24 protein-coding genes are annotated in these 23,625 nt (G+C 34.5%); 17 read left to right on the top strand and 7 right to left on the bottom strand.

The genetic code is table 11. The features are described from left to right. Positions 1 to 86 precede the first annotated feature (86 nt). The 8 genes from COMX_RS03705 to COMX_RS03675 all read left to right on the top strand — a co-directional run bounded on the left by COMX_RS03705 (position 87) and on the right by COMX_RS03675 (position 6,885). Entirely contained in the window at positions 87 to 1,232 is a 1,146-nt protein-coding gene (locus COMX_RS03705) for a DUF262 domain-containing protein (RefSeq protein WP_034337145.1), read from the top strand. A gap of 1 nt (position 1,233) precedes the next feature. Next, positions 1,234 to 2,295 (top strand): AAA family ATPase, encoded by a 1,062-nt coding sequence (locus tag COMX_RS03700; RefSeq protein WP_034337143.1) that lies wholly within the window; start codon positions 1,234 to 1,236, stop codon positions 2,293 to 2,295. Continuing rightward, positions 2,292 to 3,044 (top strand): hypothetical protein, encoded by a 753-nt coding sequence (locus tag COMX_RS03695; RefSeq protein ID WP_034337141.1) that lies wholly within the window; start codon positions 2,292 to 2,294, stop codon positions 3,042 to 3,044. Before COMX_RS03700 ends, COMX_RS03695 begins: the two co-directional genes overlap by 4 nt. 254 nt (positions 3,045 to 3,298) lie before the next feature. Continuing rightward, complete coding sequence (locus COMX_RS03690; protein WP_034337138.1) at positions 3,299 to 3,544, top strand: hypothetical protein; 246 nt, start codon at positions 3,299 to 3,301, stop codon at positions 3,542 to 3,544. Further along, positions 3,525 to 3,938 carry a hypothetical protein gene (locus tag COMX_RS03685; protein ID WP_034337135.1) on the top strand — a complete coding sequence of 138 codons (414 nt, stop codon included), beginning with the start codon at positions 3,525 to 3,527 and terminating at the stop codon, positions 3,936 to 3,938. Before COMX_RS03690 ends, COMX_RS03685 begins: the two co-directional genes overlap by 20 nt. Further along, complete coding sequence (locus COMX_RS11180) at positions 3,925 to 4,083, top strand: hypothetical protein (protein WP_200867601.1); 159 nt, start codon at positions 3,925 to 3,927, stop codon at positions 4,081 to 4,083. The genes COMX_RS03685 and COMX_RS11180 overlap by 14 nt, the downstream gene beginning before the upstream one ends. Positions 4,084 to 4,224: 141 nt before the next feature. Further along, complete coding sequence (locus COMX_RS03680; RefSeq protein ID WP_034337132.1) at positions 4,225 to 6,300, top strand: PI-PLC domain-containing protein; 2,076 nt, start codon at positions 4,225 to 4,227, stop codon at positions 6,298 to 6,300. 66 nt (positions 6,301 to 6,366) lie between these two features. Then, entirely contained in the window at positions 6,367 to 6,885 is a 519-nt protein-coding gene (locus COMX_RS03675) for a hypothetical protein (protein ID WP_034337130.1), read from the top strand. A gap of 133 nt (positions 6,886 to 7,018) precedes the next feature. Here the strand turns inward: COMX_RS03675 and COMX_RS03670 are convergent, their stop codons facing one another. After that, on the bottom strand, positions 7,019 to 8,266 hold the full coding sequence (locus tag COMX_RS03670; RefSeq protein WP_034337127.1) for a cation:proton antiporter: 1,248 nt from the start codon (positions 8,264 to 8,266) through the stop codon (positions 7,019 to 7,021). A gap of 189 nt (positions 8,267 to 8,455) precedes the next feature. Here COMX_RS03670 and COMX_RS03665 point away from each other — a divergent pair, with 189 nt between their 5' ends. After that, the gene (locus COMX_RS03665; protein ID WP_034337124.1) at positions 8,456 to 9,175 is read left to right on the top strand and encodes a response regulator transcription factor; all 720 of its coding nucleotides are present in this window, start codon (positions 8,456 to 8,458) and stop codon (positions 9,173 to 9,175) included. 39 nt (positions 9,176 to 9,214) lie between these two features. Here the strand turns inward: COMX_RS03665 and xth are convergent, their stop codons facing one another. Further along, the gene (xth, locus tag COMX_RS03660) at positions 9,215 to 10,021 is read right to left on the bottom strand and encodes an exodeoxyribonuclease III (protein ID WP_034337120.1); all 807 of its coding nucleotides are present in this window, start codon (positions 10,019 to 10,021) and stop codon (positions 9,215 to 9,217) included. A gap of 399 nt (positions 10,022 to 10,420) precedes the next feature. Here xth and uvrC point away from each other — a divergent pair, with 399 nt between their 5' ends. From uvrC to COMX_RS03645, 3 genes are all read left to right on the top strand, one after another. Continuing rightward, on the top strand, positions 10,421 to 12,274 hold the full coding sequence (gene uvrC, locus COMX_RS03655; RefSeq protein WP_034337117.1) for an excinuclease ABC subunit UvrC: 1,854 nt from the start codon (positions 10,421 to 10,423) through the stop codon (positions 12,272 to 12,274). A gap of 110 nt (positions 12,275 to 12,384) precedes the next feature. Beyond that, positions 12,385 to 12,954: a CDP-diacylglycerol--glycerol-3-phosphate 3-phosphatidyltransferase gene (pgsA, locus tag COMX_RS03650; RefSeq protein WP_034337114.1), complete on the top strand. Its 570-nt coding sequence runs from the start codon at positions 12,385 to 12,387 to the stop codon at positions 12,952 to 12,954. 100 nt (positions 12,955 to 13,054) lie between these two features. Next, positions 13,055 to 13,729 carry a hypothetical protein gene (locus COMX_RS03645; protein WP_051461836.1) on the top strand — a complete coding sequence of 225 codons (675 nt, stop codon included), beginning with the start codon at positions 13,055 to 13,057 and terminating at the stop codon, positions 13,727 to 13,729. Between the two features lie 4 nt (positions 13,730 to 13,733). Here the strand turns inward: COMX_RS03645 and COMX_RS03640 are convergent, their stop codons facing one another. After that, entirely contained in the window at positions 13,734 to 14,981 is a 1,248-nt protein-coding gene (locus COMX_RS03640; RefSeq protein WP_034337110.1) for an adenosylmethionine--8-amino-7-oxononanoate transaminase, read from the bottom strand. Positions 14,982 to 15,058: 77 nt separating this feature from the next. Here COMX_RS03640 and COMX_RS03635 point away from each other — a divergent pair, with 77 nt between their 5' ends. From COMX_RS03635 to rpmG, 4 genes are all read left to right on the top strand, one after another. Continuing rightward, positions 15,059 to 16,246 carry an aminotransferase class I/II-fold pyridoxal phosphate-dependent enzyme gene (locus tag COMX_RS03635; RefSeq protein ID WP_051461835.1) on the top strand — a complete coding sequence of 396 codons (1,188 nt, stop codon included), beginning with the start codon at positions 15,059 to 15,061 and terminating at the stop codon, positions 16,244 to 16,246. After that, entirely contained in the window at positions 16,243 to 16,914 is a 672-nt protein-coding gene (locus COMX_RS10580) for an alpha/beta fold hydrolase (protein WP_051461834.1), read from the top strand. Before COMX_RS03635 ends, COMX_RS10580 begins: the two co-directional genes overlap by 4 nt. Further along, entirely contained in the window at positions 16,904 to 18,301 is a 1,398-nt protein-coding gene (bioD, locus tag COMX_RS03625; RefSeq protein ID WP_034337108.1) for a dethiobiotin synthase, read from the top strand. The genes COMX_RS10580 and bioD overlap by 11 nt, the downstream gene beginning before the upstream one ends. A 181-nt stretch (positions 18,302 to 18,482) precedes the next feature. Then, on the top strand, positions 18,483 to 18,650 hold the full coding sequence (gene rpmG, locus COMX_RS03620; protein WP_008853818.1) for a 50S ribosomal protein L33: 168 nt from the start codon (positions 18,483 to 18,485) through the stop codon (positions 18,648 to 18,650). An 83-nt stretch (positions 18,651 to 18,733) separates the two neighbouring features. On the opposite strand, the gene COMX_RS03615 is transcribed toward rpmG, so the two are convergent. Together COMX_RS03615 and eno are read right to left on the bottom strand one after the other, a co-directional pair. Beyond that, positions 18,734 to 19,063: an FtsB family cell division protein gene (locus tag COMX_RS03615; protein WP_034337104.1), complete on the bottom strand. Its 330-nt coding sequence runs from the start codon at positions 19,061 to 19,063 to the stop codon at positions 18,734 to 18,736. A 73-nt stretch (positions 19,064 to 19,136) separates the two neighbouring features. Further along, positions 19,137 to 20,426 (bottom strand): phosphopyruvate hydratase, encoded by a 1,290-nt coding sequence (eno, locus tag COMX_RS03610; RefSeq protein WP_034337100.1) that lies wholly within the window; start codon positions 20,424 to 20,426, stop codon positions 19,137 to 19,139. A gap of 220 nt (positions 20,427 to 20,646) precedes the next feature. On the opposite strand from eno, the gene COMX_RS03605 reads away from it, so the two are divergent. Beyond that, positions 20,647 to 21,126 carry a DUF3429 domain-containing protein gene (locus COMX_RS03605; protein WP_034337097.1) on the top strand — a complete coding sequence of 160 codons (480 nt, stop codon included), beginning with the start codon at positions 20,647 to 20,649 and terminating at the stop codon, positions 21,124 to 21,126. Here COMX_RS03605 and kdsA read toward each other — a convergent pair. Together kdsA and COMX_RS03595 are read right to left on the bottom strand one after the other, a co-directional pair. After that, positions 21,110 to 21,940 carry a 3-deoxy-8-phosphooctulonate synthase gene (kdsA, locus tag COMX_RS03600; protein WP_034337094.1) on the bottom strand — a complete coding sequence of 277 codons (831 nt, stop codon included), beginning with the start codon at positions 21,938 to 21,940 and terminating at the stop codon, positions 21,110 to 21,112. The genes COMX_RS03605 and kdsA overlap by 17 nt on opposite strands. Beyond that, on the bottom strand, positions 21,937 to 23,568 hold the full coding sequence (locus COMX_RS03595) for a CTP synthase (protein WP_034337091.1): 1,632 nt from the start codon (positions 23,566 to 23,568) through the stop codon (positions 21,937 to 21,939). Before COMX_RS03595 ends, kdsA begins: the two co-directional genes overlap by 4 nt. Positions 23,569 to 23,625: the final 57 nt, after the last annotated feature.

The following is a 23,625-nucleotide window of genomic DNA, read 5'->3' as shown; positions in this document are numbered from 1 at the left end:
GTCTTTTTTTATGCCTTTTTTATGCTTAATGTAGTATAATAGAGAGATATTTTGCACAAACAGTCTGTTATGGAGTTTTAGAGTATATGGTTAGTGCTAAGCAACAATTAACTGGTCTTGAGGATGATGGTATTGAAGTTCCAGAAGAAGAGCCAATTGAATATCCTAATGTCACAGTTAATGTGCATAGAGATCAGTACTCTATCTTTCAAATTAAACGTAAAATTGAACAAAAATTGCTGACCGTATCTCCAGAATTTCAACGATTAAATGCTTGGAATAATAAACAACAATCAGAGTTGATAGAATCAATCTTGATGGGAGTACCGATACCTGTTTTTTATTTTTTTGAGGATAGCACTGGCAATCAACAGATAGTAGATGGGAAACAGAGGATTACTGCATTATGTAGTTTTTTAAATAATGAATTTAAACTATCCAAATTAAAAATCTTAGGTACGAAAAATGAAGTTGAACATTTCAACGGTAAGTTTTTTGGAGATTTAGAAGCCAAGTGGCAATCTAAAATAGAAGATTACCAGTTGATAGTGTTTGTGATTAAACCTCCTACACCAGAAAATATAAAATATGATATTTTTGATCGAGTTAATAGAGGTGGAACTCAACTAAACGCCCAAGAAATGCGGCACGCTTTATATAATGGAACAGCAACATCATTATTAGAAGAGTTAGCAAAAAATGAAGATTATAAAAAATTAACTGGTTTTGATAGTCGGGAAGACAAAAGAATGAAAGGTCGGATGATGATCTTACGTTTTATTGCTTTATATTCAACATATCAAAAGTGTATTAACATTCAATATTCTTCAGACATGAACGAGTATTTGGCTAATTTTATGAAATTTATTAATGAACCGAAACAACAAAATTTAATTACTGAAATAAAGAACATTTTCTCTCTCACTATGAAAAATTGTTACAGCTTATTCGGTGAAGATGCTTTTCGTTTTTCTAAAACAGGAGTTTCAGAAAGGCGAAAACCAATAAGTATGGGACTCTTTGAAATGGTATCATATGCTCTCGCATGTGATATACCTACTGATACACAAAAACAAAAACATATAATTGACATGATTGATCAAGCAAAAAAATACATAGAAGAGAACAATTTTTTTCACAGAATTGATTCCAAAAAAGTAGTTGATTTACGCTGTTCAAAAGCTAAAGAAATTCAAGAAAAAATAAGAAATATTCAAATGGAAACAAATTAAAATGATAACTCAAATTAATGTCGACGGCTTCAAAGCAATTGATAAAGAAGAGTTATCTTTTAAACCTATCACATTACTAATAGGAGCAAATTCATCAGGAAAATCTTCTATTTTACAATCTATTATTCAACTTCAATCTTATATAAATTTGAATGCATATGGAATACCTCAAACAGATAAAGAAAAAGTTTTTGGTGATAAATTTAAATCATTAAGGCAACCATTTTTACAAATTAGAAATAAAAATATTAATGCTCGGAAAGTAGAAGTTTTAATTAAATATAATAATGGAAACTGTAATCAATTATCATTAACTGAAGAAAAAGATAATATTAGCGTTGATATTAAACACCTTAGTAATCTACATTACCTATCTGCTAATAGGAAGGAATTTGAAGCTATAACTCTTACAAATAATTTATCTGAGGATTCTATAGATTATTTCGGTTATAATACACCGTTTATTTTAACAAAAAATAGGAATTTACAATTAAGAGATGAAGTGTGCTTTGATCAGAAAGTTAAGACACTGGACTATCAATTAGATTATTGGTTATCAAAGATTATAAACCAGAAGATTTCGATTGTAACTGAAAATAAAGAAATAGAACAATTTGTAACGTTCTATTACTCAATGAATGATTTATCAAATATAGCACCGAATTCAGTTGGAACAGGACAGAATAATTTAGTACATATCTTATTGATGTGCTTATTAGCTAAAAAAGATGATATTGTCATAATTGAAAATCCTGAGTTGCATTTGCATCCTAAAGCTCAAGCTATTTTAAGTGATTTTTTTACTATGATCGCTAATTCAGGTGTTCAATTAATATTAGAGACTCATAGTGAACATATTCCTCTTAAGTTTTGTTATAATGTATATAAAGAATCTTTAGATCATAATAAAATTATTATTCATTATAAATCTTCTGAAAAAGATAATTTCATTCCTATTTATATCAATCAAAAAGGACGCTATTCTAATAAGGAAGGTCAAGAAATACAATTTCCTAGTGGCTTCTTTGATGCAACTTTACAAGAAGTATTAGAGATATCATGAATACAAATCCATTATATTTAGTTCTTAGTGATGATCTTTTGCTTTTTTATTTTAAAATAAAGGATGGATTGATCGGTTCAGAATATTTGGATAAACAAAAGCTGCATAATTTTTTTAAATTTTATCGCCCGCACCTAACTAATATTAAACAATTAAATAGGCTTATTAATAATCAATTAATAGACGAAGCTAGAGCGGCGAGACTAAGACCTACACTTTCAAAACAAGGTTTCATAAATAATTTAGATTTAGAGGCACTAGCACATTATACTATATTAAAAATCATTTTAACAGATACAGATAGCGAAGTACAGATTGACGCTTGTTGTTATGTAAATATTAATAAGACAACATTTGATACCCATTATGTTATTTCTAAGGCTGCTGGTGAGTGTAGAAATGATTTGCTTAATTTTTTATCTCATGTTTTTTCTAAAGCAAAATCTATTACAATTTTTGATAAGCATATAGCCGATAAAGAAGAATTTATTAAATTTTTAAACTTATTCCAAGAATCTCAATTAACTATTTTTATGGATTTAAAACAGGATGTATGTACAAAGATAAAGACACAATTTGCACATTTTACTATAAAACAGGATAATCATTTTTCTAAAAGAACAAACCATGATCGTTATATAATTGTTGATAATGAGTTACAGATTATATTATCCAGTGGGATTGAATACTTATTTGATTCTACGAAAGAAATCACTTGTATCTTTTCAAATTATATTACACCAAATTAAGATGTTCTTTTCTTAATCAATGAAAATATAAAAGCTTTATCATTATTAGCCGTAAAACTTCATTCTTTAGGATGGAGATTTGACCGCCACCCCTTCCTGAAGTGAGTGGATTCCTGCCGTGTTTAGTCTGTTATGACTAACTTACCTTGGGGGTTCCTGTTGGTGATAACTTAGCGTTATATACACAAGATTTAGATTAAAAACAATACTACAAGCCACTCATTACGGGTGGCTTTTTTTATGGGAAAAAACGAATGAACACAGATTTACTATTACAAGGATTTCAATATGTGTTGGGAGTAATCCCAGGGGATATTGCGGGAAATATTGTTGCTGTGGTGACGGCTATCGTAACGTTGTGTACGTTGATGATGCGTTTTTGGAAAGAGCCAGAAATGACCAGTAAATGGCATAGCCTTTGGCAAGTTATTCATGTGCTGGCATCCTTTAAAAAGCCAGATGAAATTAAGGAGAATAAAGATGGTCAGAAGGATCGTTAATTCTCTGCGAAATCATGATCACTGGTTTGCAGAATGGTGGAGTTCTATTTTATTGATGGCCGTTGGGGTTTATGGGCTATGTGAGCCAACGAGCATTATTATCCAACAATCTTTTATCGATGGTTTCTTGCAATTCATGCCTGATAAGGTGTGGGAGCTTCTGTTTGTTTATATTGGCTTACTTCAATATTGTGCATTGAATTATGAAAGTTTGATAGGCAGGGGAATAACTGCATTCTTTGCATCATCATTATTAATATGGGGATTTTTAAATATTCTCTTTTATGGCCAATGGCACTTCAGCCTGATTGCATGGGGTGTATTCGCAACGATCAATCTTTACGCGCTTTGTCGGGCCATACGGGGGATAGAGAAATACCATGAATCTCTTTGAAATCCTGCGTTGGTGGTGGGAGAGTAACGCCGAATGGATCAAAATCCATGATCCTTGGGTCATTCCCGTTGTAGCAATCAGTATTCCAATGTCATTCGTTATCCGTGCAATATGTGCGGTGATTAAAACGTGGAAAGAGAAGTAATAAAATTAAATTTGTTGTTATAGTTATGTACTGATATAATATTTATATTGTTTAATATTTCAAACGACAATTTTTATATAGTTTTATATTTATAAAAATAATTTTTTATTGAATTAATATTTAAATAAAGGAGTAAATATTATGGCTACAATTAGAGATAATGATGTGTATTTTAACCTTCCTTCTGGATACAACATTATTAGTGGTAAATACTTAGTAACAGGTAGTAGTGTAACTGGTGGACAACCTAGCGATGTTAGAAATGGCTCGGTTTTGACCTGTGGAGGTGATGGTAAATTTCGCTTTAGAGTTGGACGTAAAGGCTCTGGGGCTGTTGCAAGTTGGTTTAATGGTCAAGTAGATACCGCCAAAAATACGACTTTTGGTCATGCTGCTGGTAATTTAAATTTTGCATTTATTGGAAATCTTGAATTAACCGTTCAAAATAGCGGTGTAACAACTACATATAAATTTAATGATGTTGTCTTGGCTCAAGGTAAGTCAGGTTCTACGAATAATTGGTGGTTCGGTGGCAAAAATTGTGAGCGTACTGGTGATAATCAGGTGCAGTTGCTAAGTGCAGATGGATTAGTTAAGTTAACATTTTATAGGGGAGGAAATGATCCTAACGCCGTATCGTTTAGTATGCCTACAAGAAACACTGTTAGTTTAACGCTGGATGATAGTAATCATACATTTAAAAAGGTATCATATAGAGTAAGTAGGTTTTGTGCATCTGATAATCAAATGTTTCAAGTAAATAGGGAGTATTCTTTCGATGTAAATGGAAAGTCTGTTATTTTTGATTTTGGATTTGATCGTAATGGTACAGCTAAAACAGCGAATTGGTTTAAAAACGAAATTACGTCCTCACAAAGTACTTTCGGTCATGATCCTGGTGAATTAAATTTCGCTGTGATTGGTGATTTAACGATAGAGTTAGAAGGAAACAAATTACCTAATAATAAATATGAATTTGTGTTTAGAGATGTTGCTTTTGCTCAAGGGCATTCTGGAACTTCAAACAATTGGTGGTTTGGTAGCAAAAATGGTCAATATCAATCTTCTGATTCTTTGATTATAGATTATATCCTAGATGAACTAAAGGCTCCTTTTAAATTTTTGCGTGGTGCTAAAACGAGTGTTAACGAAGTTAAAATGCAAATGCCAGAGTTTCCAAAAGGATATTGGTGTATGAATAAAAGATGGATGAAAAGGCTGCCGAATGGTACAATTTTAAACAATATTATGATGCCAGGCAGCCATGATGCAGGGATGTCAGAGATTCATAATTCCACACTTAATATATTCGGTTTTGAGCCAATAGCAAATATAGCTGGCAGAACTAAAACTCAGGAATTTGGAATAGAGGATCAGTTACTTTTAGGGGCAAGATATTTTGATATTCGCATAGATTATGACGGTCTTACATCCTGGACTGCCGAAATGGTGACATATCATCGTGGTGGTAATAAATATACTACGGATTTTCCAGGAGCCAATGGGCAAAATTTAAAAACAATTATGGAACAAGCTAAGGCGTTTTTGGAGTTATGTCCTTCTGAGGTTGTCATATTTAAAATATCTCATATTCGAAATTATAAAATTTTAGGCTATGAAGTTCCATGGCATTATTCTGAAGACGAGATTAAATATCATCTTGATCAATTTTTAAATGATTACTCCGATATTTTTTATAAAGGTAAAAATGTTAATTTAGTAAAACAACCTTTATCTGAGCTGCAAGGTAAGCTTATTATTGCTTATGATTATGATTCATATATTCATTGTGAGGAGGAAGAAGGTGGTGATTTGGGTAATTGCGTTAATACGAAAGTAAACGTTATTGATCCTGCCAAGGGACGTTTTAGGTATAAAGATAGTGATGGCGGAGCAGTGCAAGACAGCAATTTTTCAGTATATGATAAATATTCAGAGACAGATATTTATGAAACAATGTCTGATAACCAAATTGAAAAATGGAATAAATATGGCGGTTTAGGAAAAGATTATTTATTTTTACTTTCTTGGACTTTAACTGGAGTATCTCTTTCATCTAAATTTATAATTGATCTAGCAAAAATTGCCAATGATAAATTACCAACAGTTTTATATGATAGAATTATAAAGCAAGGGCAATCTAAACCAAATATCGTATATCTTGATTTTTTAAATGAAAAAATAATAGATACAATTATTTCATATAATTTTAAATAATTTGTTAGGAAAGCCAGCATATAGCTGGCTTTTTATATTTATATTCTTATCGCAAAGAAATATCATATGTCTAAAATTACGGGTGGAATTTATATTCCACATTTGAAACAAGAAATTATTAGGCCAGCATTGGATTATCTGGGTCTTGGCGGTGCTAGGGCCATTAACCAAGTTACAGGCACATTCCTTGCAGAAGGATACGCTGGAGGGGTTACCTATCTCAAACAATTGGGTAATGGCCCTGCTGTGGGTGCGATGCAGATGGAGCCAGCGACTTATAATGATATTTGGAAGAATTTTTTGGCTGGCCCTAAACGTAGCCATCTTGCAGCATTACTCAAAAATATCGCGGGTGAATGGAATACAGATAATAACGGCATCCCAAAACCCACGACAATCACGGGCAATATTTTCTTTGCCGCAGCGATGTGTCGAGTGTTTTATTTAAGAGTTTCTACTGCGTTACCGAGTGCAACAGATGCCACCGCAATGGCCCAGTATCACAAGAAATATTATAATACCGCTCTTGGTAAAGCAGTCTGGCAGGATAATGTCGATCGTTTCAAGCAGGCTATTGATGCTTAATCCAACCACCCGGAAATTCCGGGTAGTTCAAAGAATTTACACCAAATTACACCTAATTAACAATTAACATATTGTTTTTATTGATTATTAGATGCTGTTTTAGAGCGTCAAAAGGAAAAGGCAGCCGTATAATTTATTTTTTATTTAATTTGTAAAAATAGTTAATAACTTTTTCCATAGTGAGTCCTTGTACAATTATTGTGAAAATAACACAGACATAAGTTATAATAAGGATATCACTTTTCAGTTCTCCATCAGGAAGGGATAAGGCAATTGCCAATGAAATCCCTCCTCTTAATCCTCCCCAAGTCAAGATTGAAATTAATCCTCTACGGTTACTGTCTTTATATAATAAGACAGCACCGCTGATTCCGATAGCAATGAAACGACTTAGAATCAAGAATGGGATACATAACAAGCTAATGAGCAGTGTTTGGGGGTGAAACGGAATAATCATAATTTCCAAACCAATAAGCAAAAATAATGATGTATTTAAAATTTCATCAATTACATGCCAAAACCCTGTAACTGTATCATGGTCCTCTTTGTTAGGACGCTTTTGAAGATAATCACCCATTAATAATCCGCTAACGACAACAGCGATCGGCCCAGACATATGTAAATGCCCAGCCAGAGCAAACGTGCCCGCTGCCAAAGCGAGAGAGAATAAAATCATAATCTCATCATGATTAATTCGCTTCATAATATAGATAATGATCAAAGCTGTGATTGCTCCGAGGATACCAGAACCAAATACTTCTTGTATAAAGACGAGCGAAAGTCCAGCAGCACTGGGATAAATACCGGTTGTTGCGATGGTGATTAATGTTGAAAATGCCAATAAAGCAATACCATCATTAAACAAGCTTTCTCCCGCAAAGATTGCTTGCAATCGATCAGGTAGACCTAATCTACCTAACATATTAATAATTGCAACAGGATCTGTTGGAGCTAGGATTGATCCAAGGATTAAACACCAAATAAAAGGAATTGAAATAGGAGCTAGGTAGAATAATAACCAAAAAGCACTTCCTAGTGTAAAAATACAGATTAATGTTCCTAAAATTGCCAAGGAGGCTACGTTAAATTTAGCTTTCCATAGCTCAGCAAGTTTTATATGTAAACTTCCTGCGAACAACAAGAATGCCAAAGCACCGTTTAATAAAAGTTTTGGAAAATCTAAATCAGATAAAATATCTTTGGCAAAATGGTATCCCGAAAAAAAGGAGATTGAATAATCACTGATAAATAAAATCAACGAAAATATAAAAGCCATAATCATAATTCCAATAGTCATAGGAAGATGAAGGAATTTATGATTAATTGCACTGCTGATTGCTGTCAGTAAAAATAGGCAAGATATAAGCGTTAGGATATCCATATGTCTTTTCTTTTTTAGAGTTTTTTATTTAATTAAAATAAATATTTTCTGATGATAACTTTTTTTTTATGATATTATAAGTAATAAATATAGTATTGATTAAATATTAGGACTGATATGGCTTTATAACCATTTCTCAGGAATGGTTAAATTGTTTCAGGTGTGTTTTAAACAGAAGGATGATGCTTGATGGCTGGATTACACCCAATTTTGGTTGTTGATGATGACCCAAAACTGATCGAAACACTATCTGAACAGTTACAGTTAGATGGTGAATTTGAGGTTTTTGGTGCAAATACTGTTGAAGATGCAAAAACAAAAATCTTAAAATCAGACAAACATTATGATGCAATTATTTTAGACGTTATGCTTCCTGATGGTGATGGATGTGATTTATGTGCTTATCTTCGTAAAGAAGGGTGCAGAACGCCTATTATTATGCTGACGGGTTCTGATGAGGAAAATGATGTTGTTCGAGGTTTAGATGCTGGTGGTAATGATTATGTTTCAAAGCCATTTCGTATTGCTGAACTATTAGCACGATTAAGAGCTCAAATGCGGATTTTTGAAAATAGTGAAGATGCTGTTTTTGCAATTGGCCCTTATGTATTTCGTCCATCAGCAAAGTTGTTGCAAGAAAATGAAACTAATCGACGTATTCGATTAACAGAAAAAGAAGCTGCAATTTTAAAATTTTTATATCGTTCAGGCACAAGACCAGTGCCACGTCAAGTTTTGCTCAATGAGGTATGGGGGTATAACTCTGCGGTGACAACGCATACCCTTGAAACACATATTTATCGTTTACGTCAAAAAATTGAACCAGATCCTACAAATGTCTCTTTGTTAATCACCGAGGCTGGGGGATATCGGTTAAGCTTGTCAGTAGAACAAAGAGAAGATTCGTAGATTTATATTAAAAGAAAATCTTGAACACTTAAAATTATTCTAAGAAGAAAGATTTTCTTTTAATTCTAATAAAATAGGAACATGATCTGAAGGTTTTTCCCAGTTTCTGACTTCTTTAAAAATTTGAATCGTTTGTAAATATGGAGCCAAGCTAGGGGTGATCCATAGATGATCCAACCGACGACCTCTATTAGATTTCTCCCAATCTTTGTTTCTGTATGACCACCATGTATAAAGTTTTTCTGTAGATGGAACAATCTCACGCATTGCATCTATGAAACCTGTTTTTAACCAACTTGTAAGTTTTTGCGTCTCTATAGGGGTATGACTTACGACTTTTAGAAGTTGTTTGTGGCTCCATACGTCATGCTCTAGTGGAGCAATATTAAGATCACCAACTAGAATACTATTTTCTTCTATATTTTTTTTAAACCAATCCGTAGTTTCTTTTAGAAAATTCAGTTTATGTTCGAATTTAGTATTAATAGAAGGGTCAGGCTCATCTCCACCAGCGGGTACATAAAAATTATGTAAAGTAACCAATTTTCCTTCAAAATGAAAATCAACAGCTAAATGACGGCAATCCTCTTGATTACACCAGTTTTTAGATGATGGACTGATTTCAAAAGAATGTTTAGATAAAATGCAGATCCCATTGTAACTTTTCATTCCTTTATAGGCGATATATGGATATCCAAGTGCTTTTATATCTTCTTGAGGAAATAAATTATCTGGTACTTTTGTTTCCTGTAAGCAAATAATATCAGGGTTAGCCAAATCAATAAGTTCTTTTAATAAAGGCAATCGTAATCTTAAAGAGTTAATGTTCCAGCTAATAATACGCATTATTTTATTTTCAATGATAGAGTAAATAGAAGATATATGGTGGAAAATATAAAGTTGTTATAAAGAAATTTATTCTTTTTTAAAAGAATTTTTTAGATATTTATTTAATTTTGTCCACTATTTTCATCAATTTATTTTTTTAGGAAAGGTGTGCATAATGTCAAGTTATTTATTATTAAGGTCGTTTCAATTTTTTATAAAAATACTTTAAAAACAATATGTTAACAAATATGATTAATTTTTAGGCAATACATGATAGAGCTTGATAAACTGCCCATTAGATCACTATATTGAATATTCATCCCTATAGTTATCCACAGAAACAGTGGAGAACTAAAATAAATGTTAGAAAACAAAGCTAAACCTTACTATAATGAAAATGTAACAAAGAGCTTTTATATGAATAACAAGCCTAATTCATCTCTTACACCTGTCGAAGGTGTGTTTGCGATTAAACAAGCATTAGAAACAATGCCTTCAGATGCTGGGGTATATCGTATGATTAACAAAGCTGGAGAGGTTTTATATGTTGGCAAAGCAAAAAATTTAAAAAAACGTGTGATTTCTTATACACATCTGTCTCGATTGTCTGATCGTATCCGTAGAATGGTTCAACAAACTGTTTCTATGGAAATTATTACGACTTATACAGAGGCTGAAGCATTATTGTTAGAAGCAAATTTAATTAAAAGCTTCAAACCACGTTATAATATTTTATTACGTGACGATAAAACATATCCTTGGTTAGTTATGAGTAAAGACGAATGGCCCAGAATTGATAAACAACGAGGCAAGGTTACTAGAACTAATGAATATTGGGGGCCTTTTGCCTCTGTTTGGGCGGTTAATCAAACTCTTGAATTACTGCAAAAGATATTCTTGCTTAGAACGTGCACAGACAGCGTTTTTAATTCACGCACACGACCATGCTTGCTTTATCAAATCAAACGCTGTGCAGGCCCTTGTGATGACCGTATATCACCATCTGAATACACTCACCTCGTTGAGCAGGCAAGATTGTTTTTATCTGGTCAAACAGTTTCTATTCAACAACAACTAGCCGAGGAAATGGAAAAGGCTGCATCAGAAATGGATTATGAACGTGCAGCTGTCTTGCGAGATCGCATTCGAGCTTTTACCTATGTGCAAAGCAGTGGTGTTGTTAATCCTGCTTCTATTATGGATGCCGATATTATAGCCTTATACCAACTTAGTGATAGCTGTTGTATTCAAGTGTTTTTTATTAGAGGCGGCAGAAATAATGGGAATAGGGCTTTTTTCCCTACACAAATTGAAGGGCAGTCTGCTGAGGAAATTATTTCGGCTTTTCTTGGACAATTTTATGAAAACAAGCCTCCACCTCAGCAAATTTTATTAAATATTGGTTTGTCTGAATTATCCTTGATGAGCGAAGCTTTATCTTTGAAAGCTGGGTATAAAGTTACGTTATCATTACCACAAAAAGGCGAGAAAAAAGCAGTTATTACTCATGCTGAAGATAATGCCAAAGGGGCATTAGAGCGAAAATTAGCAGAAACAGGAACTCAACAAAAACTACTTGGACAAGTCAAAGCGTTATTTAATTTAGAGCACATACCTAAACGAATTGAGATTTATGATAACAGTCATATGATGGGCAGTCATGCTTATGGAGTGATGGTTGTAGCTGGACCTGATGGATTTAACAAATCGGCGTATAGAAAATTTAGTATTAAATCCTCAATTTCTCCTGGAGATGATTTTGGTATGATGAGAGAAGTCTTTTCCAGGCGTTTTGCTAAAGGTAAGAATACAGACCGAGAAAATTGGCCTGATATATTATTAATTGATGGGGGTGCAGGCCAATTCTCAGCAGTAGATTCTATTTTAACTGAACTTGAAATTACTGACATAAAACTGATATGTATAGCGAAAGGTAAAGATCGTAATGCTGGTAGAGAATGGTTTTTCACAAAGGATCAAGAACCTTTTCAACTAGCTATTCAAGATCCCGTATTATATTATCTACAAAGATTACGTGACGAGGCCCATCGTTTTGCCATTACTACGCATCGAAGTGGACGCTCCAAAGCTATTCAACGTTCTGAGTTAGATGACATTCCTGGGGTAGGGGCAAACCGTAAACGATTATTATTAAATCATTTTGGCTCAGCAAAAGCTGTGAAGGCTGCCAGTTTATCTGATATTACCGCTATTCCAGGGATTAATCAAACACTAGCAGAGGTGATTTATGGGCATTTTCGCTCTGAATAGTTTTAAGTATAAAATTATAGATTTGTTATATGATTTTTTTCTTAAATAACGTATAAGTATATAAAATATCTTATATATTCCATACACCTCAGCTTACGTTTGCGAAAATTATGTTCTTTAATTTACCGAATTGTTTGACCTTATCGCGCATACTAATCATTCCCATATTGGCTATTTTGGTAATGGTTGGCCGTCCTATGACTGATTTGATTGCTTGTATTTTGTTTATTTTTGCAGGGATAACAGATTATCTTGATGGTAAACTTGCACGTGCATGGCAGCAACTTTCTGAAATGGGCCGAATGTTAGATCCTATTGCAGATAAACTGCTGGTAGGAATTTTGTTAATTGTGATGGCTGCTTATGCACGCTTACCCTATGGTGGAATTATTCCAGCAATGGTGATTCTTTCGCGTGAAATCTTGGTAAGTGGATTAAGAGAGTTTTTAGCAACAGCTCAAGTGGGATTACCTGTAACAAAATTGTCGAAATGGAAAACAACTTTTCAAATGGTTGCACTGGGATTTTTACTAGCAGGTGATACGAGCGCTAAAATGTTGGGTATCAGTTGGTTTCCTGTCAGCATTATCGGATCAATATTGTTATGGATTTCCGCTATTTTAACAATTATAACTGGCTGGGGTTACATTAAGACTGGATTTAAATTTGTTAATAAATAATTAATTTTGATATATTTATAATCATTTTTTACTTGAGATTTTTTCGCTTTAAAGGCAAATTGCAACCTGTTTTGGTTTAATTATGAGTTGGAGGCTATGGATGCGCAGACATGCTGCTCTTATGGCAACGGTGTTATTACTTAGTGGTTGCTCCGGGTTTGATCGTTTTTTAGATGATACAGTGAGGCTTCCTGGGAGTGATAACCCTGAAGCACCAAAAGGAGATTCTGAAAATATGATGAAAGCTCGGGGTCAAATGGTAACATCAACTCCGATTCTTCCTCAAAGTGGAAATATATGGCCCTCCCGTCCGCCTGCATTGCCTACATTAAGTGATGTTGCCAATGATGAACAATCTTTTTCATTATCTGATTATAGCCACGCATTTGGTGCGGATGAGGATGTTGTAAAACATGAACAGGGCACAAATCATACTTTACCATCTGATTTTCCAGAAGATGGGGATTTAACCGCTGGTGAAAAAAATCAAATTAAAAATGGTGCTACTATAAATAAATCAGGTGGTTTTGGTAGTAGTAATGGTGGTATCTTGCCTGATCATATTGATGATCATGCTCCTAAATATATTGAAAAAGATACGAATAATAAACCTATTATTATACCTAATGGAGATGGCACTAGTACGGTAATCAGCTCAACTGGGAAAGTATCTGTTATTAAAGATTCCCACAAATCAGAAAAATCCGCCAAAACACAAAATACATCTTCTGAGCCACAACGAGACGATACTCCAGCTCAGAAAAACGCAAATTAAAATTTTACCCATAAAATAATGTATGAACAATTGCCTGAGTTAACTTAGTTAACTCAGCAGTTGTAATGGTAAAAGATGGGGTTAAGTAGATAATATCTCCAAAAGGTCTGATCCATACTTTATGGTCTAGTAATCTATTTTTTAACAGATTAATATTTTTAATCTTATGTAACTCGACAACACCAATGGCACCTTTGACCCGAACATCTTTGACAATATCGAGTTTACGACATACTTCTAACTCGGCAGTCATTTGTAACTCTATATTTTTAACATTATTTTTCCAATCATATTGATCAAATAATTCTAAAGATGCAATAGCACAGGCGCAGGCTAAGGGATTTGCCATAAAGGTTGGTCCATGCATCAACGCATGATTTTCCTTATCAGATAAAAAACCATTAAAAATATGTTCTCTCGCAATAGTGGCAGCCAAGGCCATAGTGCCTCCACTGAGTGCTTTGGACAAAGTTATAATATCTGGCACGACATTTGCTTGGTTACATGCGAATAGGCTGCCTGTGCGTCCTAAACCTGTAAAAATTTCATCGAAAATAAGAAGAATATTAAAATGATCAGCTTGCTTACGTAGAAACATCAGTAATTCAGGGTCATGAATTAACATACCTCCAGCCCCTTGAACTAATGGCTCTATTAAAATAGCAGCAATTTCATGATGGTATTTTTCAAGGAAAGCAATAAATTCTTGTTGTAGCTGTTTGGTTTTAGGTAGCGCGATAATATGCTGATGCGGTAAAATTCCTTGAAATAATTGGTGCATTCCTTCATCAGGATCGCAAACAGCCATGGTTGCCATTGTATCTCCATGATAGCCACCATAAAAAGAGAGAATTTTGGTTTTTTTTAAATGGTTTTGGTTTAACCAAAATTGAATAGCCATTTTCATAGCAACTTCAACAGAAACAGATCCTGATTCTGTAAAGAAAACTTTGTTCAAATCACCAGGCAATAAACTGGCAAGCTTTGCTGATAATTTAATGGCAGGTTCATGAATAATCCCTCCAAACATAATATGAGGCATTTTATATAGCTGTTTTTGGACTTGTTCGGCAATATAGGAATGGTTATAGCCATGACAGGCTGTCCACCACGAGGCGATGCCGTCAATGAGTTCTGTTCCATCACGTAAAGTAATTTTGCAGCCCTTTGTAAGTTCAGCAACGATAGGATTATTACAAGTTTGCATTTGAGTATAAGGAAGCCAGATATTTTTAAGCATTGAACCAGACATTTTCTTTGCATATAAAAGGAAGGGATAGAAAATTAAAATTAACGATATTTAATAGTGAACTCAAACAGATTATTTTTATGAACCAATTTGACAATTTTTTTCAAGAAGCTTTATCAAAACGTGAAGAAGAGGGGTTTCGCAGAAAGCTGACACCAATTGACGTGGCTAGCTCAGTTCAAATCCAAGTTCAAGGGCAGAAATACCTTAATTTTTCCAGTAATGATTATCTAGGTCTGTCTTTTCATCCAGAATTGCTACAAAAAAGCCAAGAGTGTGTTGCTAAATATGGCACGGGTTCTGCTGCTTCTCGGTTGATTACAGGACATACATCGTGCCATCAAGCTATCGAAACACAACTTGCCCAGTTTTTAGGAACCGAAGCCGCTCTGGTCTTTGCTTCTGGTTGGCAAGCAAATGTTGCTGTAATTGCTTGTTTAATAGAAAATTTACCAAAGCCTGTTTACGTTATTACGGACAAGCTTAATCATGCAAGCTTGCATTATGGATGTAAAGCAGGTCAAGGCAAGCAAATCAGATTTCGTCATAATGATATGAATCATCTTCAACAACGTTTAGATTCTCTTAAAGATTTAGATGGCAGCAAATTAATTATTACTGAAACAATATTTAGTATGGATGGCGATCAAGCAGATTTAAAAAGCCTAAGACGATTGGCCGATGAGCATTATGCTTTTTTGTTTCTTGATGATGCACATGCTACAGGGGTCCTAGGAGCGCAAGGGCAGGGGTTGGCACCAACTTATGCTGATTTAACAATGGGTACCTTCAGCAAAGCCTGGGGAAGCTTTGGTGCATATATCGCAGGGTCCAAAGCATTATGTGATTGGTTGGTTAATTTTTGCTCTGGATTTATTCATACAACCTCTTTACCCCCTGCAGTTAATGGCAGTATTGCTGCTTCACTAGAGCTCATGCCTTTATTAGATAAAGAGCGTGCTTATTTAAAACAGCGGTGGCAATATGTAAAACAGCAATTATCTTTGTGGGGAATTAATACAGGGGATACGGTTTCTCAAATTATACCTTTGATTGTAGGCTCAGCAGAAAATGCGTTGGAGATTACAAAATTACTAAAACAAGAAAAATTATGGGTTATGCCTATTCGTCCTCCAACGGTCCCTGCACATAGCAGTCGTTTACGTTTAACCCTAAGTGCAGCTCACCAGTCAAAAGATATTGAATATCTACTTGATAAAATTAATATATTGATCAAGCAAAAGCCCTCTTTATGGAAAAGCAGATGAGTTCAAAATATCGTTTATTATTTGCACATGGTTGGGGATTTTCTAAAGAGTTTTGGAAACCTGTTGCGAATTTATTTCAAGGTTTTACTATTGATTATATAGATCTGGGATATCTTGACAATCAGGTGACATCTGACAAAGCATTACTAATAATTCAAGAAAATCAAGATAATATAATAGCCATAGGGCATTCTTTAGGGTTTATATATCTACTTAAACAATTCCCTCTTAAATTCTATCATTATGTCGCGATAAATGGTTTCTTGCGTTTTTCAAAAGCGGATGATTTCGCTTCCGGTGTTCCTTTACGTATTTTACAGCGCATGTCTAAAAATATTGAAAAAGACAGTTCGGCAGTTTTATCTCAGTTTTATGAACAATGTCAGTATCATCAAACACCATCATTAATTTTGAATATAGAGCAGCTTAAAATAGGACTGGAATGGCTAGAAAAGGATGATTTTCGATCATGTTTATCAACTATTCAGAATAGATTGACGGTTATTGCTTCGGATCACGATCCTGTTGTTTCAAAGGAAATGACAAGCCACTCTTTTAAAAATCAACCCATTCAATGGATAGAAGACAAAACGCATATACTACCAATAAAAAAACCTGAATTATGCGCTTCAATCATCAGGAATACCCTCATATCAAATGAATTATAATAAGCAAAAAATCATTCACTCTTTTAATCAAGCTGATTCATATGAGCAATCAGCTAAAATTCAAAAAACAGTAGTGAAACGATTGGTTTCCTATATAAAGGAACTCAATTTTGATCCAAGCCAACCTTTATTGATTCTTGAGATCGGTTGTGGAACAGGATTACTTACACAATATTTATTAGAGTTATTTCCCAAAGCAAAATTTGTAATTACTGATATTTCTCCGAAGATGGTTGAGCGAACAAAAGCCAAGTTTGAAAAAAAATATTCAAATGTTCAGTTTAAAATTATGGACGGCGAAGCTCTCCAACTTGATCAATCTTTTGATTTGATTTGCTCCAGCCTAGCATTTCAATGGTTTGAAGATTTAAAAGGTGCTTTACAGAGAATAACTGATTTTTTGAACCCTAATGGTGTATTGCTTTGTTCGACTTTGGCTCAAGAAAGCTTTGAAGAGTGGAGAGCCATCTACGATCATTATGATTATTCTTGTCCACTTCAATCTTATCCCAAATTAGATAAGTTAGAATCCTATTGGCCAACTTTAACTGGTGGCGGTTATTGGGAGACCGAAAGTATTATTGATTCTATTCCAGATGGTCTTGAATTTATCAAAGAGCTACGTTGCATTGGTGCGCATACATCTTTGGCATCTCATCATTCCTTATCAGCGGGACAACTACGCAAGGTTATTATCAAATTCAACAGTGATTATGGATATACAACTTATCAGGTTGCTTTTGGTTACTTTAAACGTTTTTCAGCCAAAGGTTTTTTTGTAACGGGAACAGATACAGATGTCGGAAAAAGTTTTGTTTCAGCATGTTTGACCAAAGTTTTAAATGCTAAATATTGGAAGCCAATTCAAACGGGATTAAATTGTGATCAAGGGGATACAAAAACTGTTCAGCAGCTTGCAATGTTATCAGATCAGCAAGTCATTACCCCTTTGATAGAGCTTCAAGAGCCATTTTCGCCAGAAGAAGCTGCCGAGCGAGAAAATATCATATTAGATATTGAGCAATTGGACCTTTCATTATCATTTCACGATCAGCCTTATATTGTTGAAGGCGCAGGGGGGGCATTAGTACCAATTGCTGAATATCAGTTTATGATCCAGCTTATGAAGAAAATAAATTTACCTGTAATTATTGTAGCCAGAACTGAACTTGGGACTTTAAATCATACATTACTAACTCTTGAGGTTATAAGAAAATATCATATACCGATTGCAGGCGTAATTTTAAATGGGAAACCCAATCCTGCAAACAAAGAAGCTATAGAGCGTCATGGTAAAATCAAAGTTATTACCGAAATTCCACATATGGAAAAACTATCACTTGAATTTATATCGCAACTTTCCCAAGAAATTGCGTTATTTTATTAGAACTATTAAGTAATTTGTTGTATAAAGAACAGGAACCACGATTGACTATTTGATATAATTTGAAAAAATTGCATGAAAATAGGAAGATTGTAAGAATTAACTTGATCTTTTGATAAAATGTAAGCATTTAGATAAAAGCAATATTTTAATATGAAGATAAGCTGATCAAAACGAGGATGTAATGGCTAAAAGTAACACAATTCAAATTAAATTACTTTCAACTGCTGAAACCGGTTTTTTCTATGTAACCAGAAAAAATGCCAGAGCACATACTGGTAAAATGGAATTAAAGAAATACGATCCAGTTGTTCGTAAACACGTTGTTTTCCGTGAAGCAAAAATTAAATAATTTTTCTTAATTGAAATAACAAATAAGAAAGGCTGGGCAGTTTTGTTCCAGCTTTTTTTATGCTCAATCGATAGACACTAACTTTAATAAAGATGATCGTTAGCTTTATATGGAATAACAATTTCATTTTCTTGAGAGAAACTCAGCATTACACGGGTACGTTCATCTAATAAATCTTTGTCTAAACGACCCTCTTTCAATCCAACAACCCTTCTAGCCCAAGCTTGTTGCTCTGAAATAGCATCTTGTTGTGCTTGTTGAGCTTCAACCAAAAGTTTTTGTTGTACATAATAGCTTTTTAATCCATGAGCACCATCCATTGTGTTCCACAGAAAAAAACCTGTTAAGCTTAAAAAGAAAACAGGGGGAATAGTTGCTTTTATAGCTTTTTTAACAATATGTAAAAACTGCATTCACTAAACCCTATGAAAAATTATGGATAAAGTCGGAAGTAATCTATAACTTCCGACTTTGTCAAGCAAAAGACTATAAAATTTCTAATGCTTTAAATGCGTTACGACCAGCATATCTTGCTGCATTACCTAAATCTTCTTCAATTCTGATCAATTGATTATATTTAGCAATACGATCTGAACGGGATAAAGATCCTGTTTTAATTTGACCAGCATTAGTTGCAACAGCGATATCAGCAATAGTTGAATCTTCTGTTTCACCAGAACGATGGCTGACAACGGTTGAATAACCATGACGATGAGCTAATTCCATAGCTCTGAAAGTTTCTGTTAATGTACCAATTTGATTAACTTTAACAAGCAATGAATTAGCAATGCCTTGTTTGATACCTTTTGCAAGTCTTTCCGGATTTGTTACAAATAAATCATCACCAACTAATTGAACTTTATTACCAAGTTTTTGTGTCAGTTCTGACCATCCTTGCCAATCATCTTCAGCAAGACCATCTTCTGCAGAGATAATTGGGAAATCATTACAAAGACCAACGATATATTCAACCATTTGGCTAGAGGTAAAGATTTTACCTTCACCTGTCATGTTATATTTACCGTCTTTAAAGAATTCGGATGATGCAAGATCCAAAGCTAATGAAACTTCTTCACCAGCTTTATAACCGGCTTTTTCAATAGCTTTCATAATATAAGACAAAGCTTCATGAGCAGATTTAAGGTTTGGGGCAAATCCACCTTCATCTCCAACGCTGGTGTTTAACCCAGCTGCATGTAGATCATTTTTTAAAGTATGGAAGATTTCTGAACCCATTCTGACTGCTTCAGCAATAGAAGATGCACCATGTGGAACGATCATAAATTCTTGAATATCAATAGGATTATCAGCATGTTTACCGCCATTGACGATATTCATCATTGGAACAGGTAATACATGAGAGTAGGGAGAACCAAGGTAACGATATAAAGGTAGGCCAAGTTCATCAGCAGATGCTTTTGCTACAGCCATTGACACGCCAAGTGTTGCATTCGCACCCAAGCGACCTTTATTTGGTGTTCCGTCAAGTTCAATCATAACTTCATCAACAAGCATTTGGTCTAAAGATTCAATACCGACCACTGCTTCTAAGATTTCACTATTTACGTTATTAACAGCTTTTAAAACGCCTTTACCAAAATAGCGATTTTTATCGCCATCACGTAGTTCAACCGCTTCATGAACACCAGTTGATGCACCAGAAGGAACTGCAGCACGACCAACCACGCCAGATTCTAATTCTACATCTACTTCAATAGTTGGTGTACCACGACTATCAAGAATTTCACGTGCTACGATGTCAACAATTGCACTCATTTTCTATCCTAACGTATATTAAGTGTTTTAAAAATATTTTAGATAATAAAATCACATTTCTTAAGAATACTGCCAAAGTTCAAGTTAAAGCAATATAAAAGCATATGTATTAGCAAAGGAACTTTGTTAAATACAAATTAGTATAGTAAAGAAAATGTTATTTTACTAGATATCCCTTTATTTATTTTAGAGTCATAATAGTAGTTTTAGGAGAATCTTAATGAAGCGTATGCCTCTTATATTTTTTTTATTAGGGGTTTTATCACCAGTTCCTTTGGTGATTATGGCTTTTATGATGATGTTTTATTCACCACAAACTGCGTTGCCAATATTGGGGCCTTCTTTTGTAGGATACGCAGCAATTATGCTTGCATTTATTGGTGGAATAAACTGGATTCTCGCAATGCAAAAACCTGTTATTTTGCTTGATAATGATACGAATAACATTAGTAAAAAAAGGTTACTTATAGCAGTAGTTCCCTGCTTATTTGCACAGTTTGCAATTATATGTACAGCTAATCAAAAATGGGCAATTGCATTATTTTTATTAATTATCGGGTATGCAACCACATTGTTTTTGGAAAGAAACGCTTATTTGCAAACTGAACAACCTATCGGTTATAGATCCATTAGGTGGCTTACAACCTTGGTTATTCAACTTTGTTTGGTAAGTGCTATAGTTTTTAGGGCGCCTTGGTAATTTTATCAATTTGATTAAGTTTGTTTAAAAGGGCAGGGACATCACAAAGTTTAATCATATTGGGACCATCACTTGGCGCATTATCGGGATCTTCATGGGTTTCAATGAATAAAGCTGCAATTCCAACAGCCATGGCGGCTTTTGCAAGGTAACCTACAAATTCTCGTTGCCCGCCAGAAGAATCACCCATACCACCAGGTTGCTGTACTGAATGAGTTGCATCAAATACAACAGGATATCCTGTTTGCGCCATGATGGGTAAACCACGCATATCACTTATTAAGGTATTATATCCAAAAGAAGTGCCACGATCACAAAGTAAAATCTGATCATTGCCCGAAGATGCAATTTTATCAGCAACATTTCTCATATCCCAAGGAGCAAGAAATTGGCCTTTTTTTACATTGATAACACGGTTTGTTTTAGCAGCTGCAATTAACAAATCGGTTTGACGGCATAAAAATGCAGGGATTTGTAATATATCAGCAACCAGAGCCACCTCTGAGCATTGCTCAGCAGAGTGCACATCCGTAAGAATCGGTAGTCCTAATTGAGTTTTAACCTCATTTAATATAGCTAGACCTTTTGTTATTCCCAATCCTCTTTGTTTTTGGATACTGGTACGATTTGCTTTATCAAAAGAGCTTTTATAAATCAGTCCAATTTGTTGTTTTGCACATATTTCTTTTAATTGGTGTGCAGTCTCTAATGCATGATCCTTAGATTCGATCTGACATGGGCCTGCAATCAAAGTAAATGGCAAGTTGTTTGCTATTGTTAAAGAACCAACATGGACTGATTTATTCAAATTCATTTAGATTTTTCCTGATCAATTGCAGCTTTAATAAAGCCAGAAAATAATGGATGAGGGGCGAAAGGTTTGGATTTTAATTCTGGATGATATTGCACAGCAATAAACCAAGGATGATCCTCATATTCGACGACTTCAGGTAAAACTTTGTCAGGTGACATACCAGAGAATTTTAATCCAGCACGTTCAATTTGTTCTTGATAGTGAATATTGACTTCATAACGGTGACGATGGCGTTCATGAATGGTTGTGTTACCATACATAGTTGCGACTTTTGATCCTGGTGTAAGCTCAGCAGTATAAGCACCAAGACGCATGGTACCCCCCATATTATCCCCTGAATAACGGCGCTTTACTTGTCCAGAATCAATCCATTCTGTTAATAACCCAACCAAAGGTTCTTCCGTAGGACCGAATTCGGAAGATGAAGCCCGGGGCAATCCAGCAAGATTTCTTGCACATTCTACGACTGCCATTTGCATCCCAAAACAGATACCCAAGAATGGAATGTTATTCTCACGTGCATAGCGAATAGCTTTGATTTTACCTTCGCTGCCACGCTCACCAAAACCACCAGGAACTAAAATTGCATTCGTGTTTTCAAAAAAGCTGTCAACATCTTGTGCATCTTCTAGATCTTCAGCTTTGATCCATTTAATTTTTACTTTGACTTTATGAGCAATTCCACCATGTAAAAGAGCCTCTATCAAAGATTTATAGCTATCAAGTAAAGCAGTATACTTACCAACAATTGAAACTGTTACTTCACTATCAGGATTCCTGAGTGCATCAACAATTTTATGCCATTTGCTTAAATCAGGTTCTTTATCATAAGGCAGATTGAAATGACGCAAAACTTCTGTATCTAAACCCTCTTTGTGATACTCAATAGGACATGCATAAATTGTATCAACATCTAATGCAGGAACTACAGATTCTGTTCTAACATTACAGAAATTAGCAATTTTTTGACGTTCGTGTTTAGGAATAGCACGATCACAACGGCATAATAAAATTTGTGGTTGAATACCGACATTTTGCAATTCTTTAACAGAATGCTGTGTAGGCTTTGTTTTTAATTCGCCCGCAGATGCGATCCAAGGCACTAATGTTAAATGCATGAATAGTGTTTGATCATTTCCTAGATCATTACGCAATTGACGAATTGCCTCTAGGAAAGGAAGACTCTCGATATCACCAACGGTTCCACCAATTTCAACTAACATGAAATCAACAGCATCTGCATCTTGTAAAATAACAGATTTAATTGCATTAGTAATATGAGGAATAACTTGAACTGTTGCCCCCAGATAATCCCCACGTCTTTCACGCATCATTACATCAGAATAAATACGTCCAGATGTGGCATTATCATGACGCGATCCATCAACACCTGTAAACCGTTCATAATGTCCCAGATCAAGGTCGGTTTCTGCACCATCATCTGTTACAAAAACTTCACCATGTTGATAAGGACTCATTGTGCCTGGATCAACATTTAAATAAGGGTCAAGCTTTCTTAACCGAACAGAATAACCACGCGCCTGCAACAAACTTGCCAGCGCTGCAGAGGCGATACCTTTTCCCAAAGAGGAAACTACACCACCAGTAATAAACACAAATCGCGTCATATAGCCTTCTTTATATTGTTCTAACTAGAGTAAAAAATTAATAAATTTTAAATAAAA

The organism is Commensalibacter papalotli (ex Servin-Garciduenas et al. 2014), from assembly GCF_000527695.1.
GTDB classification, from domain to species: Bacteria; Pseudomonadota; Alphaproteobacteria; order Acetobacterales; family Acetobacteraceae; genus Commensalibacter; species Commensalibacter papalotli.
Note: the sequence above shows the minus strand (reverse complement) of the source record. Positions and strands in the feature narration are given on the sequence as shown.

Excerpts from the sequence above, each read along its gene's own strand:
- COMX_RS03700 (WP_034337143.1), top strand. The coding sequence starts at position 1,234 with ATGATAACTCAAATTAATGTCGACGGCTTCAAAGCAATTGATAAAGAA.
- COMX_RS03635 (WP_051461835.1), top strand. The coding sequence starts at position 15,059 with ATGAACCAATTTGACAATTTTTTTCAAGAAGCTTTATCAAAACGTGAA.
- bioD (WP_034337108.1), top strand. The coding sequence starts at position 16,904 with ATGAATTATAATAAGCAAAAAATCATTCACTCTTTTAATCAAGCTGAT.
- COMX_RS03695 (WP_034337141.1), top strand. The coding sequence starts at position 2,292 with ATGAATACAAATCCATTATATTTAGTTCTTAGTGATGATCTTTTGCTT.
- COMX_RS03605 (WP_034337097.1), top strand. The coding sequence starts at position 20,647 with ATGAAGCGTATGCCTCTTATATTTTTTTTATTAGGGGTTTTATCACCA.
- xth (WP_034337120.1), bottom strand. The coding sequence starts at position 10,021 with ATGCGTATTATTAGCTGGAACATTAACTCTTTAAGATTACGATTGCCT.
- COMX_RS03640 (WP_034337110.1), bottom strand. The coding sequence starts at position 14,981 with ATGTCTGGTTCAATGCTTAAAAATATCTGGCTTCCTTATACTCAAATG.
- rpmG (WP_008853818.1), top strand. The coding sequence starts at position 18,483 with ATGGCTAAAAGTAACACAATTCAAATTAAATTACTTTCAACTGCTGAA.
- COMX_RS03665 (WP_034337124.1), top strand. The coding sequence starts at position 8,456 with ATGGCTGGATTACACCCAATTTTGGTTGTTGATGATGACCCAAAACTG.
- kdsA (WP_034337094.1), bottom strand. The coding sequence starts at position 21,940 with ATGAATTTGAATAAATCAGTCCATGTTGGTTCTTTAACAATAGCAAAC.
- COMX_RS03615 (WP_034337104.1), bottom strand. The coding sequence starts at position 19,063 with ATGCAGTTTTTACATATTGTTAAAAAAGCTATAAAAGCAACTATTCCC.
- COMX_RS03690 (WP_034337138.1), top strand. The coding sequence starts at position 3,299 with ATGAACACAGATTTACTATTACAAGGATTTCAATATGTGTTGGGAGTA.
- COMX_RS03645 (WP_051461836.1), top strand. The coding sequence starts at position 13,055 with ATGCGCAGACATGCTGCTCTTATGGCAACGGTGTTATTACTTAGTGGT.
- pgsA (WP_034337114.1), top strand. The coding sequence starts at position 12,385 with ATGTTCTTTAATTTACCGAATTGTTTGACCTTATCGCGCATACTAATC.
- COMX_RS03675 (WP_034337130.1), top strand. The coding sequence starts at position 6,367 with ATGTCTAAAATTACGGGTGGAATTTATATTCCACATTTGAAACAAGAA.
- COMX_RS03680 (WP_034337132.1), top strand. The coding sequence starts at position 4,225 with ATGGCTACAATTAGAGATAATGATGTGTATTTTAACCTTCCTTCTGGA.
- uvrC (WP_034337117.1), top strand. The coding sequence starts at position 10,421 with ATGAATAACAAGCCTAATTCATCTCTTACACCTGTCGAAGGTGTGTTT.
- COMX_RS03670 (WP_034337127.1), bottom strand. The coding sequence starts at position 8,266 with ATGGATATCCTAACGCTTATATCTTGCCTATTTTTACTGACAGCAATC.
- COMX_RS11180 (WP_200867601.1), top strand. The coding sequence starts at position 3,925 with ATGAATCTCTTTGAAATCCTGCGTTGGTGGTGGGAGAGTAACGCCGAA.
- COMX_RS03595 (WP_034337091.1), bottom strand. The coding sequence starts at position 23,568 with ATGACGCGATTTGTGTTTATTACTGGTGGTGTAGTTTCCTCTTTGGGA.
- COMX_RS03685 (WP_034337135.1), top strand. The coding sequence starts at position 3,525 with ATGGTCAGAAGGATCGTTAATTCTCTGCGAAATCATGATCACTGGTTT.
- COMX_RS03705 (WP_034337145.1), top strand. The coding sequence starts at position 87 with ATGGTTAGTGCTAAGCAACAATTAACTGGTCTTGAGGATGATGGTATT.
- eno (WP_034337100.1), bottom strand. The coding sequence starts at position 20,426 with ATGAGTGCAATTGTTGACATCGTAGCACGTGAAATTCTTGATAGTCGT.
- COMX_RS10580 (WP_051461834.1), top strand. The coding sequence starts at position 16,243 with ATGAGTTCAAAATATCGTTTATTATTTGCACATGGTTGGGGATTTTCT.